Source organism: Enhygromyxa salina, assembly GCF_002994615.1.
GTDB classification, from domain to species: Bacteria; Myxococcota_A; Polyangia; order Nannocystales; family Nannocystaceae; genus Plesiocystis; species Plesiocystis salina_A.
The window spans coordinates 1-18,355 of sequence record NZ_PVNK01000011.1; the positions used below are offsets into that span (position 1 = coordinate 1).

An 18,355-nucleotide genomic window follows, 5' to 3' on the forward strand; every position below is an offset into this window, starting at 1 on the left:
CGCCGAGGCCCACCGTCCCCCGAGCGCTCCCGCGGCTGTCCCCGGGCCGATCCCCGGGGCGATCGGGGCGACCGGGGCCGCCGATTCAGCCACCGCTGCCAGCCCGATGCCCACGGCCCCGCCGAAGCGTCGGCTCGGCAAGCTCGAGCTGGCGATCCTCATCTTCCTCGGCTTCGACTTGCTCGTGTTCGCGACCTGGAGGCTGCTCGCCTCCGACCGCGACGACGCACAGGCCGTCGCGGACGCGAGCGACGCCGCCCCCGCGGCGACCGACACCGCGCCCGCGCCCGCACCCGCCGAAGAGCAAACCAGCGAAGAGCCCGGCGACGGAGCTTCCCCGGCTTCCCCAGCTGCTCGGGCTCAGGCGCGAACCCGGCCGCTGAGCGTACAAGAAGCGATCGCCTCCGAGCTCCCGCCCGAGCCTGAGAGCCCCGGCCCCGTACGTCCGATGAACCGCTCCTTGAGCGAGAAGGACTTCCGCGAGGCCATGGTCGACGCGCGCGACGACATCGTCAAAAAGTGCCTCGACTCTCGCATGCGACGCACGCTGAAAGTCTCGGTCAAGGTCGCGCCCAACGGCGAGGTCACCTTCGCCCGCGTGCTCGGAGCCCTCGCCGACACCCAACTCGGCAGCTGCGTGGTCAAGCACGTCTACCGGGTCGAATTCCCCGCGACCCACGAAGGCGGCACGGACACTTACACGCTGCGCCTCCGCTAGCCGGCTGCCGCAAAGCTCATCCCAGCCCAACGAGTGATCGAGCACGCGACGCAAAGCTGCTGATGGCTGTGGGGGGTCAAAACCCGAGCCCCCTTTTAGGGGGCCACGCACCCGACTGCGAAGCTCATCCCAGCCCACCGAGCGACCGAGCGCAGCGAGGACGCGACCGGCCGCGCAGCGGCCGTGCGTGGCAAAGTCGCTGACGCCTGTGGGGGTAAAAGGAATCCGAGCCCCCTTCTAGGGGGCCACGCACCCGACTGCGAAGCTCATCCCAGCCCACCGAGCGACCGAGCGCAGCGAGGACGCGACCGGCCGCGCAGCGGCCGTGCGTGGCAAAGTCGCAGATGGTCGGGGGGGTCAAAAAACAACCCGAGCCCCCTTCTAGGGGGCCACGCACCCGACTGCGAAGCTCATCCCAGCCCACCGAGCGACCGAGCGCAGCGAGGACGCGACCGGCCGCGCAGCGGCCGTGCGTGGCAAAGTCGCTGACGCCTGTGGGGGTAAAAGGAATCCGAGCCCCCTTCTAGGGGGCCACACAAACGACTGCGAAGCTCATCCCAGCCCACCGAGCGACCGAGCGCAGCGAGGACGCGACCGGCCGCGCAGCGGCCGTGCGTGGCAAAGTCGCTGATGGTCGGGGGGGTCAAAAACAGCCGGGGTCAAGAAAACCCCCCGGGGTCAAAAACAGGTAACTTGGGGGACATGATCGGACTCGGCCTCCACCGCAAGCTCGGCCTCCCGGCCGCCCTGCTCGGCGCCCTGGCGTCGCTCGCCGGCTGCTCGGACGGGCCCGAGAGCGAGGGCGACACGGGGACCGAGACCACGACCGCGACCGATACGGACAGCGGCGACGGCGACGGCGACTGCACTCCCCCTCCGGGTGTGTTTGGCGACTGCGCGTCCGGCCTTGACGCGTGCATGACCGACGGGCCCAAGCAGTGCATCCTCGACAGCCAGGACATGGCCCAGATCGCGGTGTGTGGCCGCCCCTGCGCCGACGAGTGCGACTGCTGGGCGCCGCCGGCCGACGGCCACGCGCCCGTCGCATGCATCGCGCTCGCGCCCGGCGACGACGGGACCTGCGTGCTCGACTGCTCCGGGGGTCAGACCTGCCCGAGCGGGATGATCTGCGACGGCGCCATCGGCTCCGAGCTTTGCCTGTTCCCGCAGTAGGCTGTCACGCTCGCAGCGTCTCCTCGACGAAAGACTCGATCGCCGCGGCCGGGCGCGCGCCCGCGAAGCGCCCGATCTCGCGCCGGTCACGAAACACGGCCATCGTCGGGATGCTGCGAACCCCGAGCTGCGCGCCGAGCTGCGGCAGCGCCTGCGTGTCGAGCTTGGCGACCAGGACCCGCCCGGCCAGGCGAGCGGCGACCTTGACCAGCTCCGGAGCGACCATCCGACACGGCCCACACCACGGCGCCCAAAAGTCGACCAAGATCGGGATCGGCGAGGCCGCGACCAGCCCGTGAAACGCGTTTTCGCTCAACACGTCGGCGGGCCCCGTGATCGGGCCGCCGATCTCCGCCCCGCAGTGTCCACACTTGCCGACCGCGCCGAGCTTGGCGAAGGGGACGCGGTTGGTCTTGCCACACACCGCGCAGCGCTGTCGGATGCCCTTGTCGTCGATCTGGAGCTCGGCCATCGCTTGGCCAAGCTAAGCTCGCGCACCCGAGCCGCAAGCGTGGCGCCCGTGACCCGACCCACGACGCCTCGAGACCGTGCGTGCCATCGACGGCCAAACCGATCAGGCCCGAGTCGTGAGGCATGTGGAGCTGGCTCCATCCTCGGTCGCGTATCGGCTCTGTTACCCTGCCCGAGTGTCTACTTTGCGTACCTTGATTACCGCGGGTGTCGCGACCTTGACCCTGCTCGGCTGCAAGCCCCCCGGCGGAGACGGCGACGAGGGCGACGGCGACGAGCCCGCGACGCCGATCGAGCTCGACGACGCGCCCGCGCTGCTCGCCGAGCAGGTCTGCGCCCAGCTGTTCGCGTGCAGCTGCCCGAGCGCGGTCGGCTACGAGGACGAGGCCGAGTGCGTCGCGACCAAGACCGCCGAGATCGAGGTCATGATCGATCCGATCATCGGGACCGGCGGGACCTGGAGTGCCGAGTGCGCTGGCGAGCTGGCCCAGACCTGGTCGCAGTGGGCGTGCCTCGGGCCGACCTCGGCCAGCCGCGAGGCCAGCTACAGCTCCCGGACCTGCCCGATCGTCAAGGGCACCCTCGCTCTCGGCGCCGACTGCTCTGTGTCCGGGCTCGGTGACAACTGCCAGCCGGGCCTCGCGTGCATCGACCAGGTCTGCGTCGAGTCCCCGACCTTCCCGATCGCCGTGGGCGGCGTCTGCGAGTACAACTGGGACACCCTGCCCTGCGAGTCGGGTGCGATCTGCGACTGGAACGAGGACTACACCCAGCGCACCTGTCAGACCCTGCCCCAGGCCGGGGACAGTTGCACCGGGAACTCCCTGTGCGGCCCGGCGGCCAACGACCTGATCTGTAACGGCGAGACCGCGACCTGCGAGCCGGCGCCCGGGGTCGGTGAGCCCTGCTTCCAGGAGTTCTTGTGCGGACCGGGGACCTACTGCGACGGCGGCAAGGACTTCACCTGCCAGCCGCGGGTCGAGCTCGGCGATGGCTGCGGCGCCGACGCGGTCTGCCCGGTCGACGCCTCGTGCGTCGGCAACCTCTGTGTCGCCGACGCGGCCGCGGTCTGCGGAATCCAGCTCTGGTTCTGACTCGGCTACTCGGTGAACAGGGCGGGGTCGAGGCAGCTCACGTTGCCCGCCCGGATCGCCTTGCTCGACGCGATCACGTGGGGCAGGTAGGTCGCGACGTAGTAGTCGAGGTTGAGCAGCTTGCCCTTCAAGAAGTTGGTCTCACCCGAGTCCGCGATCTTCTTCTTGGCCACGCGGGCCTGATCGAGGGCCTCCTGGCCGAGGACCGTGTAGCCGAAGGCGTTGAGGAAGGGCACCGCCTGGAGCATGGCCTCCTCGATGTCGCGCTGCCCGACCGATGCGATGTGCATGGCCGCGGCCGCGACGGCGTCGATGGCCTTGCCCAGCGCGCTCGCCTGGTCGACGAAGCCCTCGGTCTGCGCGGCCTCGACCTCGGCCTTGGCGTCTTGCATCCACTCCATGAACAGGCGGCCGCCCTCCATCCGCATCTTGCGGCCGAGCAGGTCCAGCGCCTGAATCCCGTTGGTGCCCTCGTAGATCGACTGGATCTTGGCGTCGCGGACCAGCTGCTCGACGGGGAACTCCTGGGTGAAGCCGTAGCCGCCAAAGATCTGCACGCCGGTCACGGCGACGTTGAAGCCGAGGTCCGTGCACATTGACTTGACGATCGGCACGAGCAGATCGACGCGGCGGTGGAGCTTCGCGCGGGTGTCCTCGTCGGGGTGGGCCTCGGCGATGTCGTCGGTCATCGCGAGGCGATAGGCCATCGCGCGCATGGTCTGAACCAGGACCTTCTGATCCATGAGCATGCGGCGGACGTCAGGGTGCTGCACGATCGGCACGCGCCGGGCCTCGGGGTCGCGGATCTGCTTGAGCGAGGTGCCCTGGACGCGCTCGTGGACGTAGCTCCGCGCGTACTGGAACGCGGCCGAGCCCGCGGCCAGGCCCTGGATGCCGACGCCGATCCGGGCCTCGTTCATCATGTCGAACATCATGCGGATGCCCTCGCGCTCCTTGCCGACCATCCAGCCCCGGCACGGCCCGCGCGAGCCGAGCCCGAGCACGCAGGTCGCCGAGCCCTTGATGCCCATCTTGTGCTCGAGCTTGAGCACGTGCGCGCCGTTGCGCTCGCCGAGCTCGAGGGTCGCCGGGTCGAACCAGAATTTGGGGACCACGAACAGGCTCAGGCCCTTGGTCCCCTCGGGCGAGCCGGGCGTCCGAGCCAGGACCAGGTGGCAGATGTTGCTGACGAGGTTGGAGTCGCCGCCCGTGATGAAGATCTTCTCACCCTCGAGCAGCCAGACCTGGTCCTCGTCGGGGCTCGGCGTGGCCTTGGTCCGGTTGTCGCCGACCGAGGAGCCGGCCCCGGCCTCGGTCAGGCACATGGTCCCGCCCCACTCACCGGTGAAGATCTTCTCGGCGACGGGCTTCGCGAGCTGCTCGAGGCCGTACTTTCGGATCACGCGGGCCGCGGCCGTCGACAGGCCGACGTACATCTGCAGCGACATGTTGGCGCCGGACATGACCTCGCTGAAGAACGCCCCGATGACCGAGGGCATCCCGCCGCCGCCGAGCTCCGGCTCGGCTCGCGGCGCCGTCCACCCGCCCTCACGCATCTGGTCCCAGGCTTCCTTGTAGCCCTTGGGCACGGTCACGTTGCCCTCGTCGTCGAGCGAGCAGCCCTCGCGGTCACCGCTGGCGTTGATCGGAGCGAACACGTCGCGGGCGAGCTTGTAGAGCTCTTCGACGACCGTCTCGTAGATGTCGCGATCGAAGTCGGCGTACCGCTCACACTCGCCGAGCCGCTCGTGAATCCGAAGCTGGTCGAAATAGGTGAAGAGGACGTCTTCGGTGTCGAAGGTAAACGCGGTGCTGCTCACGGCCGGGGTGTACTCCTGGTTCGCGAGCTTTTCCAGGGCTGGCCGAATTCGGGCAGCTACAGCGTTAAAATAGTGAGCATGCGTAGCATGCGGACCGCGCGCGCGCCCAGCGAGGCGTGCGCGCATCGCAGTGAAAGGCGCTCGCAACTGCTATCAGGTGCGCACCATTCGCACCCCACGAACGACTACAGTGCGCCGCCGTACTCGTCGGCGCCGAACATCCGCACGATCTTGATGATGCCCATCATCGGGTGCTGCACGTTGTCGCAGCGGATTCGGTTGTCGTAGACCGTCGTCCGGATCCCACCTTCTACATACTTGCGATCGCTGACGTAGAACATGTCGACGTCATCGACGAACTGCAGCTGCATCATGCTCCGGATGCCGCGGATCATGCTGACCCGGTAGTGCTCTTGGCGCTCGGCGTCGCCGAGGTCGCGGGCGAGCTGCCACGCGTCGATCAAGCCCTCGAGGTAGACGCCGGTCGAGCTCGCGTGCGGGACCCCCCAGCGCTCCGCGGGCGCGTAGAAGCGGCCCCGCTCGTCCTCGTAGACGTACTCCCCTTCGTCCCACTGCTGCATGTTGTCGACCAGCCAGTGGGCGATCTCGAAGCAGAACTCGACGAGATCGTCCTTGAACGCCTGCTCCTCGGGGCCGAGCGCCTTCCACATCGCGTAGTCGGCCTGGAGGTGCCAGGGCACGAACGCGGGGTTGCGGTTGGCCTCCTCGAGGTGCCACTTGCGGTAGTACTCGAACGAGAGCTTGTACTTGCGCAGGAGCTCGGGGTCCTTGGTCTCGGCGTAGATCGTCGCCCACCACAGCATCGCCTCGCCCGGATAGAAGTTGAAGTACTCCTTGTCCGAGCCCTTGTAGAAGCTCGTGAACGAGCCGTCGTCGTGCCACAGGTAGTCGACCATGCGCTGGAGCCCGGCGATCTCGTCGGCCCACTTGTCGCGCTTGGGGTGGAGCCACATGGCCATCCCGGCCAGCGCGACGCCGCCGAGCTTGGTCTTGCGGTTGTACTCGATGACCCCGAGCACGTCGTCGCCGATCAGCTCGCCCTCGGCGAAGCGCTCGACCACGCGATCGCGCTCGTAGTGGAAGAAGTGCTCGAGGTTGTAGTCGATGTTCTTCTCGACGAGGTCGAACACGGCCTGATCCTCGCGGTCGTGGGCCCAGCGCACCAGGGCGTTGGTCGCCATCCACTGGCGGATCATGTTGTTGCCCTTGGCCTCTTTTTCGGGGCTCGGGAAGTAGTGGTAGACGAGGCGGCCGTCCTCGTCGACGTTGTTGATCAACCAGTTCGCCATTCCGGTCGCTAGCGCGTCGGTGCTGGCCTGGTTGACCTCCGACACGTCGACGAGGCGGTTGCCCCGGGTCATGACCACGGCCTCGGCTGGTGAGCGATCGAGGCGGACCAGGACCTGATCGGCCTCGAAGGTCCGGAAGGTCGAGGTCGCAAAGTCGGCGTCGGTCAGGCTCCAGTCGTTGCGGATCAGCTTGAGCTGCTTGGGGACCTTGCGGTTTTGCGACACGAACCACGTCGGCGAGTAGCGCTTGGTCTTGTCGCCGTGGGTGACCTCGAGCCCGCGGATGCCCATGTGATGGGGGACCTTGTGGCGGTCTTGGTCGAGCAGCAGCTTGCGCTGGTCTTCGTCGGCGTAGTCGTGGGTTCGGTACGAGTGGGTCAGGTCGAGCTCGAGGCGATCGACGCGCGGCGCTCGATCCCCGAGCCCGCGGCGGCCGTCCTCGAGCGCCTGCAAGACCACGTCCCACATGATCCCCTTGCCGCTCGCGAGATCGGCCGGGGTCCGCCAGAGGTGATAGAGGCGCTTGCCGTCGGCGCGAAAGGCCAGGTACACGGCCTGGCCCGGCTCCGTGAGGCGTTCGGGCAGCGTCGCACGATCGACGGCCTCCCCGGCCCAGGCCTTGGCGAGCGCGGCCGCGAGCGCGTCTTGATCGGCGTCGGTCAGGGGGTGCTCGGCGACCGTGTCGGCGGTGGGCTCGATGTCGACCCGCGCAGCGTTCTTGCGGCTGTCGGCCAGGACCATCCAGACCACGACGATGAGCGGGATCGCCAGCAGGTAGGTCCAGGGCGAGTCGAACAGCCCCGCGCGGGGCGTGGGCTTGGGCTCGACGGGCTTGGCTTCGACCTCGTGGTCGTCCTCGTCGTGCGAGTCGGCGTCGGTGTCGCGGGGCTCGTCGTCGTCGTCAGGCGCAGACATGCGCGGCCATGCTAACAGTCCGCCGTCCCCTGTCGAGCCGGGCACAGACAGCCGACTATTGGCGCAGAACCACCCGGCGGCTGGCCTGGCGATAGACCAGACGGAACCCGCGAAAGCGTGGCAGCTGCTCGACCCTGGGCTCGCCACGCTTGCGCGCGAGCGCGTCGAGGGGCTCCAAGGTCACCCGTTTGCGATCGAAGCGGACCTCGCATCCGTAGTGAGCACCACGCTCCGACACGACCCTGGGGAAGTCCTGGGCGAGCGCGTCGAGGGTCCACTCACGCTCGCCGAGGGCGGCGCTCGCTTCGGCCAGCTGGTCGAGGGCCGCCGGGCGCGGGCGCAGATCTTCGTCGGCCAACAGCGCCAGCTCGGCGGCGTCCTCGAGGCCGAGCACGGCCAGGCGCTCGCTCAGCCAGACCTCGGCGGGCGGCGCCGCACGGATCGCCGCGACCCGCCCGGCCAGCGGACCCTCGATCGCGCGGGCGAGCAGCTCCCACAGGTGGAGCTCGTCGAGGACCGCGTGGCGGAGCTCTCGGGTCAGCGGAGGCAGGCGGCGGCCCTCGACGATCATCGTGGCCAGGGTCGCGCGCAGCGGTGACCCCGTCAGCGCCCGTCGTCGCCGGGCCAGCCGAACGCCCGCGAGCCGAAGCTCGCGCGTGGCCTCGATCGTCGCCACGACCCCGGCCGCGAGCTCGACCTTCGGCTCGCACAGCTCGACCTCGCCGAGGCCCGCGGCGGCGAGCTGCTCGAGCGCGCACGGCAGCAGCATCCGCCCGCGGCCGCGGGCGCTGCGACCCGCGCCAATCCACTCGTGATCGAGGATCAGCCCGGCGCTCGGCGCTGGGTCGCGTGCGTCTGGACGCACACCGGGCGCCGAGGTCTCGCGGATCAGCAGCTCGATCTCGCCGTTGGCCCAGGCCGTGCTCGGGTCACGCGAGCTCCGACGTCCCCGCTCGCCGCGGGGGCGTCGGACGAAGGCCGTCTCGGGCACGCGCGTGAGCAGGAAGGCCGCCAGCCGCCCCGGCCCCGGCAGCGGCGTGTCGCGCTCGTCCGCGAGCGGGGGCGCGCCGATCTGCGCGCGCAGCGAGTCGGCCAGGCGCCGGACCTCGCTCAGGCCCGCGCGATGCAGACCGTGACGCCGAGGGTCACCACGCCGGAGGCCCCAGAGCGCGCCATGGACCTCGTCACGCTGGCCCGGGGGCAGCTCGTCGGCCAGCTCCTCCCGCGCCTCCTCGACCTCCGCGGACCCAGGGCCGTCGCAGCGCAGCCACAGCGCGCGACCGTACTCGAGCAGCGCGACGAGATCGGCGACGGCGCCCGCGAGCTCGGGCGGCGCCCCGAGCAGGATCCGAGCCTGGCGACCCGCGACCGGCAGCCGAGCCAGCGAGCGGCCGTGCGCGTTGACCCGGCCGTCCCCGTCGAGGGCCCCGACTCGCGCGAGGCGTTCGCGCGCTGCCGCGAGCGCGAAGCTCGGAGGTCGATCGATCCACGGCGCAGCCTCGAGCTCGTTGGCGTCGAGCCCACAGCCGGCCGCGCGCAAGATCAGATCATCGAGCTCGATCCGCTCGAGCTCCGGCGTCGTGACCTCGCGGGGCACGAACGCCCGGGACCACAGCCGCACACAGCGTCCGGGGGCCACCCGCCCGGCCCGGCCCGCGCGCTGGTCCATGCTGTCGCGGGCGATGACGTTGAGCGCGAGGACCGAGCGCCCGCCTCGATGCAGGCGCATGCGCGCGAGGCCGGAGTCGATCACCGTCCGCACGCCGGGCAGGGTCAGCGAGCTCTCGGCCACGTTCGTGGCCAGGAACACCCGCGAGCCCCCGCCTTCGCGCCCGGCCGCGGCGAACAGGTCGACGATCCGCTTGGGCGGCACGCCCCCGTGGACCGCGATGATCGGCGCCGCGCAGCGACGTCGCGCGAGCTCGGCCGCGCAACGCTCGATCTCCCCTTTGCCCGGCAAGAACACCAGGATCTCGCCATCTGCTCGGGCGAGCGCGCGCTCGACCGCGACGGCCACCCGCACCTCGAGCCCTCGCTCGCTCGGCGCGTCCTCGCCCTCGTACTCGATCTCGACCGGGAAGCTGCGGCCCTCGGCCTCGAGCAAGGTCGCGTCGAGCTCGCGGACGAGGCCCTCGACCGCGAGGGTCGCCGAACACACGATCAGCCGCGGCCCGGCCCGACGACGCGCGAGCGCCACGAGCAGGTCCAGCTCCCAGCTGCGCTCATGGAACTCGTCGAGCATCAGCGCCGCGTAGGCGCCGAGCTCGTCGTTGCGCGCGCCCGCGAGGTTGAGGGCGACGCCGGGGGTCACGAAGCACAGCTCGGTCCGCGCGCTGGTCTTGTCGTCGAAGCGAACCCGGTAGCCGACGCGATCGCCGAGGCGCTCCCCCGCCTGACGCGCGACGTAGAGCGCGAGCGCGCGACAAGCGACGCGGCGAGGCTCGACGACCAGGACCGGCCCGCCGCACGCAGCCGCGATCCACGACGGCAGACACGTCGACTTGCCCGATCCGGTCGGCGCCGTGATCACGATCGGCCGCGCTTGACCGAGGGCCGCGACCAAGGCCCCGCGGACCGCGTGGATCGGAAGCTCCAAAGCCACTGGGCCCACCTTACCCAGCCATGCGATAGAATCGGCCCATGACCCGCTCCCGAGCGCTTACCTGGCTTCTCGCGCTACCCCTGACCGTGCCGCTCACGGCTCCGCTCGTCGGCTGCGCCGATGACGGCGGCGGCGAAGAGCTGCTCGGCGAAACTGGGGACCCCGACCCCGGCGACGGCGACGGCGACTCCGGTGATGGTGATGGTGACCCCGGCGACGGTGACGGCGACTCCGGTGACGGTGACGGCGACTCCGGCGATGGCGACGGCGACGGTGACGGCGACGGCGACGGCGACGGCGACGGCGACGGCGACGGCGACGGTGACGCCGATATCGACACCTCGACCTACTCCGCCGTGATCATGCCCGGCGCCTTCGACCGCATCACCATCACGCGCGTCAACGTCGACGAGCCCAACTGCACGCGCATGGTCCTGCGCAGCCCGGTGATGTTCGACATGTTCGACATCGACATCCCCGACATGTGGCGGATCGAAGAGGTCACGAACTGGCGCCAGGGCTGGTGCCCCGACGACAACGCCGACCCCGACACCTTCCCCGACGAGGGCTGGGGCGAGATCACCTTCGGGGGCTACGACGCCCTCCAAACCTACCCCTGCGTGCTCAACTTCGACTTCGAGCTCGACATCAACAGCGATCCCCCCTCGACCTCGATCTGGAACACCCAGGGCGTCGTGGTCGATGGGGTCAACTGCGGCTGAGCCGGCTCGACCCGGCGACCCGAGCTCAGCCCGACAGCTGGCCCATCGCCGAGAGCACCAGCAGGGTCAAATAGCCGACGTAGATCAGGGTGAACACGCCACCCTCGATCCGGTTGATCCGGCCCTGCTTGCCGAAACCGAGCGCAAACAGCATCAGCAGCAGCGTGAGCCCGCCCATCACGGCGTAGTCGCGCTCGAGCAGCCCCGCGTCGAGCGGGCCGGGGTCGAGCAGCGCCGGGAAGGGCAGGACCGCGAGCAGGTTGAACACGTTGGACCCGAGCACGTTCCCGATCGCCATCGCGTGCTCGCCCCGGAACGCCGCCGCGACCGAGGCCGCCAGCTCGGGCAAGCTCGTGCCGACCGCGACGATCGTCAGGCCGATGATCAGATCGCTGACCCCGAGCGCCGACGCGATCGTCGACGCGCCCCATACGACCGCCTGTGACCCGGCGATCATCAGGGTCAGCCCGAGCGCGAGCCACAGTGACGCGCGCGCGTAGCCGACCAGGGGCTCCTTCGTCTCGTCGTCCTCTTCTTCGGCCTTGCGCCCTGTTCGGATCGTCCGGATCAAGAACACGATCAGGAGCAGGACGAGGATCGCACCATCGATCGGCGTCAGGGCCCCATCGATCAGCAGCACCGCGACGAGCGCCGTGATCCCGAGGACGACCGGGAGCTCGCGCCGAACCACGTCCCGATGGAGCGAGATCGGCTTGATCATCGCGCTCACGCCAAGGACCAGCGCGATGTTGGTGATGTTGCTGCCGACCGCGTTGCCGAGCGCGATGCCGCCGCTGCCGTCGAGCGCGGCCGTCGCCGAGACCAACATCTCGGGCGCCGAGGTCCCGAGCCCGACGATCAGCATGCCGACCAGCAGCGGTGACACCCCGAGGCGCCGCGCGAGGTTCGACGCCCCGAACACGAAGCGGTCGGCCCCGAACACGAGACCCACGAGTCCAAGGACCACCACGATCGCTGGAAGTGCGAGGGCCACGGCCGGGCAGCATACGCCATCCGCGGCTCGGGGGCGCGACCGACCGCCTCGACGGGCTGGATGCCCGCCCTCCCATCAAGCACGACGCGGTTTTCACGCCTCGTCATCGAAGGCCCTCAGAACCTCGTTTGTCATCCGACTGTCCCCGATCGTGGCCTGGCTCGCTGTGCTGAGCACCACGCAGGATCGGCCGCCAGGGCCAAGCAGCGGCGGCCGACGGTCATCCGGCTTTCAACCGTCGCCCGACGTGCTATCCCCCCTGCCGATGAGCGACACAGTCGCAAACTCTCCGGGGATCTCCGTGGTCGTCCCGGTGTTCGACGAGGTCGAGTCGCTCGAGGAGCTCTACCAGGGCATCACGACCGCGTGCTCCCACCTCGGGCGCGGCCACGAGATCGTATTCATCAACGACGGCAGCCGCGACGGCTCCGACCGCAAGCTCGACGAGCTCGCCGCCCGCGACTCCCGGGTCCAGGTCATCCACTTCCGCCGCAATTTCGGCAAGTCGCCGGCGCTCGCCGCCGCGTTCGAGCGCGTCCGCGGCGAGGTCGTCCTGACCCTCGACGCCGATCTTCAAGACGACCCGGCGATGATCCCCGACTTCGTCGAGCGGATCGACGCCGGCGCCGACCTGGTCTCGGGCTGGAAGAAGCGCCGCCACGACCCGATCGGCAAGACCCTGCCGTCGAAGGTGTTCAACTTCATCGTCCGCAAGCTCAGCGGCATCCCGCTCAAGGACTTCAACTGCGGGTTCAAGGCCTACCGCATCGAGTGCATCCGCGAGCTCTCGGTCTACGGCGGGTTCCACCGCTTCTTGCCCGTGCTCGCCGGGTCCAAGGGCTTTCGCATCGAGCAGCTCGTCGTCAACCACCGCCCGCGCAAGCACGGCGTCAGCAAGTTCGGCGTCAAGCGCTTCTTCGACGGCATCCTCGATCTGCTCACGGTCTTGCTGGTGACCAAGTACCGGACCCGGCCGCTGCACTTCTTCGGCGTCCCCGGCATGTTGCTCAGCGGCGCGGGCGTCGGGCTGTTGATCTACCTGTCGGTCCTGTGGTTCCTCGGCCAGTCGATCGGCACGCGGCCGCTGCTGACGCTCGGCGTGCTGTTGACGATCATGGGCCTGCAGTTCGTGTGCTTCGGGCTCCTCGGCGAGCTGCTCGTGCGCACGACCGTCGCGCCGCGCGAGATCTACTCGATCCGCGAGCACGACCACGCCAACGTGGCCGCGTCGCGTCCGGTCGCCGCCCGGAAGTCGGCGCCAGCCGCCGTCGCCCACGATCCCGAGACCGTCACCAGCGAGGATGAGCCCCGCCCCGACCCGGCCGCCGAGACCCGCCAAGACATCCCGATCGTCGGACCCGAAGACGTCCGACCGAAGTCGTCTCTCTAAACCCCCCGCCGCAACACATCATGTCCTCGCCCCAGCTCGACGAGCGCAGCTCCAACCAGCGCAAGCACGAGAGCCGCAACCCGATCCAGCGCGCGCTGATCGACAACTTCCACGCCAAGGCCGTCGAGCTGATCCAGCGCGCACAGCCCTCGACGATCCTCGAGCTCGGCTGCGGCGAGGGCTACGTCCTGAGCGCCCTCGCCGACGCGGGCGTCGAGGCCGAGCTGACCGGCGTCGAGCTCAACGCCCGCGCGGTTCGAGTCGCAACCGAGCGCCTCGGCGAGCGCGCGACCATCGAGCACCGCGACGCCCGCGAGCTCGCCGCCGACGGTCGGCGCTTCGACATGGTCATGATGCTCGAGGTCCTCGAGCACATCCCCGATCCCGAGCAGATGCTGCCGATCCTCGATCAGCTCAGCAACGGCTGGCTGCTGCTCAGCGTGCCCTGGGAGCCCGCGTTTCGCGGCCTCAACCTGATGCGCGGCAAGAACGTCACCCGACTCGGGAACGACCCGGACCACATCAACCATTGGAGTCGGCGGAGCTTCTCGCGCTTCATCAACTCGCGCTTCGACATCATCTCGATGCCGCAGGTGTTCCCGTGGACGATGGCGCTCGCGCGCTCGCGCTGACGGCTGGGTGGCATCCTAAACCCCGAGGAAGGTGCGAACCGGGCGCAACAAGAGTGCCCGGAGTAACACCGCTCGGCCTCAGTTCGCTTGCTCACATCGGTGTCGGCGCTACTCGGGAATATCCGCACCAGCGTAGTCTGACACCCCATCACGGGTTGGTCGCAACTCTCCATCGATGTCGATCGACGGATCACCTGCCAACCACGACGCGGCACTCGAGATCTCCGCCGGGGCATTCCCTGAGAGATGAAAGTCGCCTGAATTGAAGCTCTCAAACCAAGCCGTGTCGACCATCTCGTCAAGGTCAGTGTTCCCAGGAATTGTCATCTCTAGTGCGCTTGAAGTGGTTGTTATATCTGGACACCCTACCATCTCGTCTGTGACGGCGCGCGACACAATGAGGCTATTCCTCACCACAGACCCGGCCCCACCGAACAAGCACTCGATCGCGGGCGCATCGACACCTGTCGCCAAGGTCGAGTAGAGAATTCGAGCACTCCCCTGTCCAACGACGACCCCTGGGGCGGTGCTCGAGTTGCCCCCCACAAACGAGTTGCGCAACTCAACGTGTCCGCCGGTTGCGACAACACCGCCGCCAACCATCCCCATGCTATCAAGAATGGAGACTTGGTCCAGCCACACTTCCCCCTGGCAATTGACACCTGTCGTACCACCAATAATATTGATCCCTGCCAAGATACCAACCGCATCGTCATTAACGATCACAGCCTGCCCCGCAACTGCGACCACGACTTCACCATCACCTATAACGGCAACGGTCTGCCCCGGATTGACAGTTATTGAGGACGTATAGGGTGGCCCACCACCAACCGCGAAGATTGTACCTTCGCCGCCATCACCAATGGCGACAAGTGCCTCTGCAAAATTAACAAACGGATCCTGCTCGGAGCCGTCCCCTGGCCCTGGCGCTCCACTGTTTACCCACCAAACTTTATCCGACGGCATGCAAGCCCCCGTAGACATGTTGCAAGCGCTCTCCGGGCACTGGTCGTGCTCGTCACACGGTACGCAAACATTGTCCGCACAAGCCGGCATCTCCGCCGGACACGCTGACGCATCCTCTCCCGTACACACCACACACGCCCCGCCCGCCGCACACGCGGGCGTCTCCGGATACTCCCCCGCGCAGCTCGCCGTCATCGCCTCCTCACACCCCACGCAGCCGCCATCCTCGCACAGCGGCGTCTCTCCCGAGCACTCATCGCTCGTCATGCACTCGGGCTCGGTGTCGCCATCACCATCTCCGTCTCCGTCCCCATCTCCGTCTCCGTCTCCGTCCCCGTCTCCCGTCTCACCGTCACCGTCCGCCGCCTCGCTACACTCGTCTTCGTCCTTCCCATTGCAGTACCAGCAACCCGTCGGTTCTTCCTGCTGGCACCCGTCCTCGGTGACCTCATCGACGCAACGATTGTCAGAGCAGTACGCGTTCTCCCAGTCCGAGTGCTGCTGTGCGCAGTACTCATCGCCACCGTTGTTCACGCAGTGGTCAGGGTTCGTCTCCACGCTGCACCCCTGCAGCGCCGGGATGAAGGCGCCAACAGCGAAACCAACGGTGAGAGTGATGGTGAGGCGGATATCCACGAAGCTAGTGTCCGAGCCCAGAACAGACACGTCAAGGTGAAGGGACGGGTTTTCCGTTGCTTCAGCGGAAAGCGGAACCTTGCTGATTGAGCTGACTCAGAGCGGAGGTACGCACGTCGACTGGGTGAGGCTCGCGCCCCCTCGGTCCCCGAGCCTCACCGGCCGACCGGCCGCCGCCCTTTGGTTACCGCGGGTGTGACGATCACTCGAGCCCGGGCGGTCGCACCTCGAGCCCGCCCCGCGCCTCGATCTCGGCTCGCAGCTCGGCGATCCCAGCCGTCATCGCCGCGCGCACCGCATCCGACAGCCTATCCGGGTCGTGGTCGTGATCCGCTGGCTCGATCGGCTCGAGCACGCGCACCACCGGGTAGATCGGCCGCTCGAGCGTGAACACCCAGCTCTCGCGCGGCAGCGTCTCGAGCGTGCCCTCCATGATCACCGGCAGGACCGGCTTGTCGGCCTCACACGCGAGCACGAACGCCCCGCGCTTGAACGGCCGCATCTCCTTCGTCGTCGAGCGCGTTCCCTCGGGGAATATCGCTATCGTGTTGCCCAGCTCGAGCTGCCGCTTGCACTTCGCCATCATCCGTTCACGGCTGCGCTTCGCGCCTCGCTTGATGCCGACGTAACCCGCCATCGCCATCATCCAACCGAGGAAGGGCACCGCGAACAACATCCGCTTCGCTACCCAGCGGAACTGCTTGCGCAGCGCGAACATCGCGAGGATGTCCCCGCTCGATTGGTGGTTGCAGACCAGGACGTAGGCTCGATCGTCACGCATCCGCTCCGCGTGCTCGACCACCACCGTCCAAAATGGCGAGACCCGGTGGAGGTGGTTGGCCCACGTGTACGCGTACCAGTGGGAGAAGCGACGCCGCCGGTCGAAGGGAGTGATGAGCAGCCAGGGGAGCAGGACGGCGAACCAAAAGACGGTCAGGCACGCGGCGAGGTAGGTCCAGAACCATAGCGAGAAGAACTTGATGCGCCGGGACGGGGTGCGAGCTTGATGGGGGGCGCCCATGGAGGGTTCAGAGCCGGGAAGCTCCCACAGATTCTTTGGGCCAGCACACGCTCAGAGCGGCACATCGGCGCCAGCGTAACCGGCTTCACCTTCTTGGTCTTGCCTAGGTTCGCCATCAATATCCCTCCGTGGGTCACCGCTCGCCCACACCGCAGCGTTCTCGATTCCGTCAGGGGCCACATCCAAATGAAAGTCGCCTTTTAATAGGTCGACGAACCAATCCATTTCAAACTGAAGACCTGTATTTCCCGGAAAGCCAGCGTCATTCTCAAGAACTGACCCGGAAATCATCGCCCCCTGACAGGCCACCTCGTCATTCATAGCAACAGAGACTAGCACGCTTCCCCGCACCGTCGTGGTCCCATCCGTGCACGCAAGTGCGGCCGGCATCCCAAAACCAGCAGCACCTGCAACAACGGTAGAGTACGAGAGAAGAAGATCTGCACCGTTGTTCTCAATCGCGTTCACGTCACTAAGGCTACCTCCGATAAAGGAGTTTTCAATCACTAGCGTCCCGGCCGCAGCGGCCACCCCCCCACCGGTATTGTTCACGATTTTCGCCCTCTGAATCCAAGCCTTCCCTTGCAACAATTCGACACCGTACGCATCTGCTGACTCTATCTCCACATCACTCAAATATAGAGATGCACCATTAATTTGCAGCGCAAAATTCTCGACCCCATTCGACCACACCGGATACTCCAATCCCTCACCAACGATCGCCACAGTGCGACCGCTCTGCACGGTTAGCGACTCCTCGTAAGTCTGCCCTGGCATATCTCGCAACACCAGCGTCCCCTTTTCGTTCGCCCCAATCCTCCCGAGACCACCGAGCAAACTGCACAGCGGCGTATCCTCTGTTCCACTACCGTCGTCATCGCAATTGGGTTCATCCCCATCTACAAACCATACCCGATCCGGCGGCATGCAAGTGCCTAATTCAATCTCGCAAGCGCTCTCCGGGCACTGGTCGTGCTCGTCACACGGTACGCAAACATTGTCCGCACAAGCCGGCGTCTCCCCCGAACACGCCGTCACATCCTCTCCCGTACACACCACACACGCCCCCCCCTCTGCACACGCGGGCGTCTCCGGATACTCCCCCGCGCAGCTCGCCGTCATCGCCTCCCCACACCCCACGCAGCCGCCATCCTCACACAGCGGCGTCTCTCCCGAGCACTCATCGCTCGTCATGCACTCGGGCCCGGTGTCGCCATCACCATCCCCATCCCCGTCTCCGTCTCCGTCTCCCATATCGCCATCTCCGTCACCATCTCCGTCCCCGTCACCGTCACCGTCCGCCACCTCGCTGCACTCGTCTTCGTCCCGCCCATTGCAGTACCAGCAACCGGTCGGTACTTCCTGCTGGCACCCGTCCTCGGTGATCTCATCGACGCAACGATTGTCAGAGCAGTACGCGTTGTCCCAGTCTGAGTGCTGCTGTGCGCAGTACTCATCGCCACCGTTGTTCACGCAGTGGTCAGGGTTCGGCTCCACGCAACCCGAGATGGAGGGCAGCATGGCGCCGCCGAGGAAGCCCAGACCGAGGATGAACACATGACGAGAGCTCACTCCTCGAGTGTCCGCTCGCCGCGCCGGATCGTCAAGTGACCTCGTGCCTCAAAACGCGACGCCGAGACCGTGCGGCTGTACGCGCGTTTTGGCCCCAGACGATTGGCTCTTGGCGCGCGCCTTCTTCCGCTTGCCCACATCGACGGCGATCATCACGATACCAGCGATCAAGGCCGCGCCACCCGCCGCCAGCACGATGTTGCCAGGCGTTCGGTAGTTGATGCGCTCATTCTTGAACTCGTCGACTGGCTCAAACCCGCGCACAGCGAACGTGACCCCCACCCCAACCCCCGCGAGCCCAACCGCGCCGAGCCCGATC

General features: G+C 67.7%; 14 protein-coding genes and 1 pseudogene. 6 read left to right on the forward strand and 9 right to left on the reverse strand.

Going from position 1 to position 18,355, the window contains the following annotated elements:
* Both ENSA5_RS01125 and ENSA5_RS01130 read left to right on the forward strand, forming a co-directional pair.
* Nucleotides 1-718, forward strand: a pseudogene (locus ENSA5_RS01125) (hypothetical protein); the annotation flags it as partial.
* A 702-nt stretch (nucleotides 719-1,420) separates the two neighbouring features.
* The gene (locus tag ENSA5_RS01130) at nucleotides 1,421-1,891 is read left to right on the forward strand and encodes a hypothetical protein (protein ID WP_106389697.1); all 471 of its coding nucleotides are present in this window, start codon (nucleotides 1,421-1,423) and stop codon (nucleotides 1,889-1,891) included.
* A gap of 4 nt (nucleotides 1,892-1,895) precedes the next feature.
* Here the strand turns inward: ENSA5_RS01130 and ENSA5_RS01135 are convergent, their stop codons facing one another.
* Nucleotides 1,896-2,363 (reverse strand): thioredoxin family protein, encoded by a 468-nt coding sequence (locus ENSA5_RS01135; protein ID WP_106389698.1) that lies wholly within the window; start codon nucleotides 2,361-2,363, stop codon nucleotides 1,896-1,898.
* A 175-nt stretch (nucleotides 2,364-2,538) separates the two neighbouring features.
* Here ENSA5_RS01135 and ENSA5_RS01140 point away from each other — a divergent pair, with 175 nt between their 5' ends.
* Complete coding sequence (locus ENSA5_RS01140; RefSeq protein ID WP_146155190.1) at nucleotides 2,539-3,456, forward strand: hypothetical protein; 918 nt, start codon at nucleotides 2,539-2,541, stop codon at nucleotides 3,454-3,456.
* Between the two features lie 5 nt (nucleotides 3,457-3,461).
* Here ENSA5_RS01140 and ENSA5_RS01145 read toward each other — a convergent pair whose 3' ends face one another.
* The 3 genes from ENSA5_RS01145 to ENSA5_RS01155 all read right to left on the reverse strand — a co-directional run bounded on the left by ENSA5_RS01145 (nucleotide 3,462) and on the right by ENSA5_RS01155 (nucleotide 10,103).
* Nucleotides 3,462-5,276, reverse strand: a complete 1,815-nt coding sequence (locus ENSA5_RS01145; protein ID WP_181197142.1) for an acyl-CoA dehydrogenase family protein — start codon at nucleotides 5,274-5,276, stop codon at nucleotides 3,462-3,464.
* Nucleotides 5,277-5,461: 185 nt separating this feature from the next.
* The gene (locus tag ENSA5_RS01150) at nucleotides 5,462-7,501 is read right to left on the reverse strand and encodes a hypothetical protein (protein WP_106389701.1); all 2,040 of its coding nucleotides are present in this window, start codon (nucleotides 7,499-7,501) and stop codon (nucleotides 5,462-5,464) included.
* 55 nt (nucleotides 7,502-7,556) lie between these two features.
* Nucleotides 7,557-10,103 (reverse strand): helicase-related protein, encoded by a 2,547-nt coding sequence (locus ENSA5_RS01155; RefSeq protein ID WP_146155191.1) that lies wholly within the window; start codon nucleotides 10,101-10,103, stop codon nucleotides 7,557-7,559.
* A gap of 38 nt (nucleotides 10,104-10,141) precedes the next feature.
* Between ENSA5_RS01155 and ENSA5_RS36805 the strand changes: the two genes are divergently transcribed.
* Complete coding sequence (locus ENSA5_RS36805; protein ID WP_181197144.1) at nucleotides 10,142-10,825, forward strand: hypothetical protein; 684 nt, start codon at nucleotides 10,142-10,144, stop codon at nucleotides 10,823-10,825.
* Nucleotides 10,826-10,850: 25 nt separating this feature from the next.
* Here ENSA5_RS36805 and ENSA5_RS01165 read toward each other — a convergent pair whose 3' ends face one another.
* Entirely contained in the window at nucleotides 10,851-11,819 is a 969-nt protein-coding gene (locus ENSA5_RS01165) for a calcium/sodium antiporter (RefSeq protein WP_106389703.1), read from the reverse strand.
* Between the two features lie 265 nt (nucleotides 11,820-12,084).
* Here ENSA5_RS01165 and ENSA5_RS01170 point away from each other — a divergent pair, with 265 nt between their 5' ends.
* A complete protein-coding gene (locus tag ENSA5_RS01170) occupies nucleotides 12,085-13,209 on the forward strand; it encodes a glycosyltransferase family 2 protein (RefSeq protein ID WP_106389704.1) in 1,125 nt (374 codons plus the stop codon).
* 20 nt (nucleotides 13,210-13,229) lie between these two features.
* Nucleotides 13,230-13,841 carry a class I SAM-dependent methyltransferase gene (locus ENSA5_RS01175; RefSeq protein ID WP_106389705.1) on the forward strand — a complete coding sequence of 204 codons (612 nt, stop codon included), beginning with the start codon at nucleotides 13,230-13,232 and terminating at the stop codon, nucleotides 13,839-13,841.
* Nucleotides 13,842-13,949: 108 nt separating this feature from the next.
* Here the strand turns inward: ENSA5_RS01175 and ENSA5_RS36810 are convergent, their stop codons facing one another.
* The 4 genes from ENSA5_RS36810 to ENSA5_RS36815 form a co-directional block, all read right to left on the reverse strand.
* Entirely contained in the window at nucleotides 13,950-15,443 is a 1,494-nt protein-coding gene (locus ENSA5_RS36810) for a hypothetical protein (RefSeq protein ID WP_181197146.1), read from the reverse strand.
* 202 nt (nucleotides 15,444-15,645) lie between these two features.
* Nucleotides 15,646-16,464, reverse strand: a complete 819-nt coding sequence (locus tag ENSA5_RS01185) for a lysophospholipid acyltransferase family protein (RefSeq protein WP_106389707.1) — start codon at nucleotides 16,462-16,464, stop codon at nucleotides 15,646-15,648.
* 51 nt (nucleotides 16,465-16,515) lie between these two features.
* The gene (locus ENSA5_RS39945) at nucleotides 16,516-17,985 is read right to left on the reverse strand and encodes a hypothetical protein (protein WP_506737588.1); all 1,470 of its coding nucleotides are present in this window, start codon (nucleotides 17,983-17,985) and stop codon (nucleotides 16,516-16,518) included.
* 99 nt (nucleotides 17,986-18,084) lie between these two features.
* Nucleotides 18,085-18,355 (reverse strand): hypothetical protein (locus ENSA5_RS36815; protein ID WP_181197148.1); only part of this gene is annotated, 271 nt, incomplete at its 5' end.

Coding starts and splice junctions, on each gene's coding strand:
- ENSA5_RS01175 (WP_106389705.1), top strand. CDS start 13,230: ATGTCCTCGCCCCAGCTCGACGAGCGCAGCTCCAACCAGCGCAAGCAC.
- ENSA5_RS36805 (WP_181197144.1), top strand. CDS start 10,142: ATGACCCGCTCCCGAGCGCTTACCTGGCTTCTCGCGCTACCCCTGACC.
- ENSA5_RS01170 (WP_106389704.1), top strand. CDS start 12,085: ATGAGCGACACAGTCGCAAACTCTCCGGGGATCTCCGTGGTCGTCCCG.
- ENSA5_RS39945 (WP_506737588.1), bottom strand. CDS start 17,985: ATGCTGCCCTCCATCTCGGGTTGCGTGGAGCCGAACCCTGACCACTGC.
- ENSA5_RS01135 (WP_106389698.1), bottom strand. CDS start 2,363: ATGGCCGAGCTCCAGATCGACGACAAGGGCATCCGACAGCGCTGCGCG.
- ENSA5_RS01130 (WP_106389697.1), top strand. CDS start 1,421: ATGATCGGACTCGGCCTCCACCGCAAGCTCGGCCTCCCGGCCGCCCTG.
- ENSA5_RS01185 (WP_106389707.1), bottom strand. CDS start 16,464: ATGGGCGCCCCCCATCAAGCTCGCACCCCGTCCCGGCGCATCAAGTTC.
- ENSA5_RS01150 (WP_106389701.1), bottom strand. CDS start 7,501: ATGTCTGCGCCTGACGACGACGACGAGCCCCGCGACACCGACGCCGAC.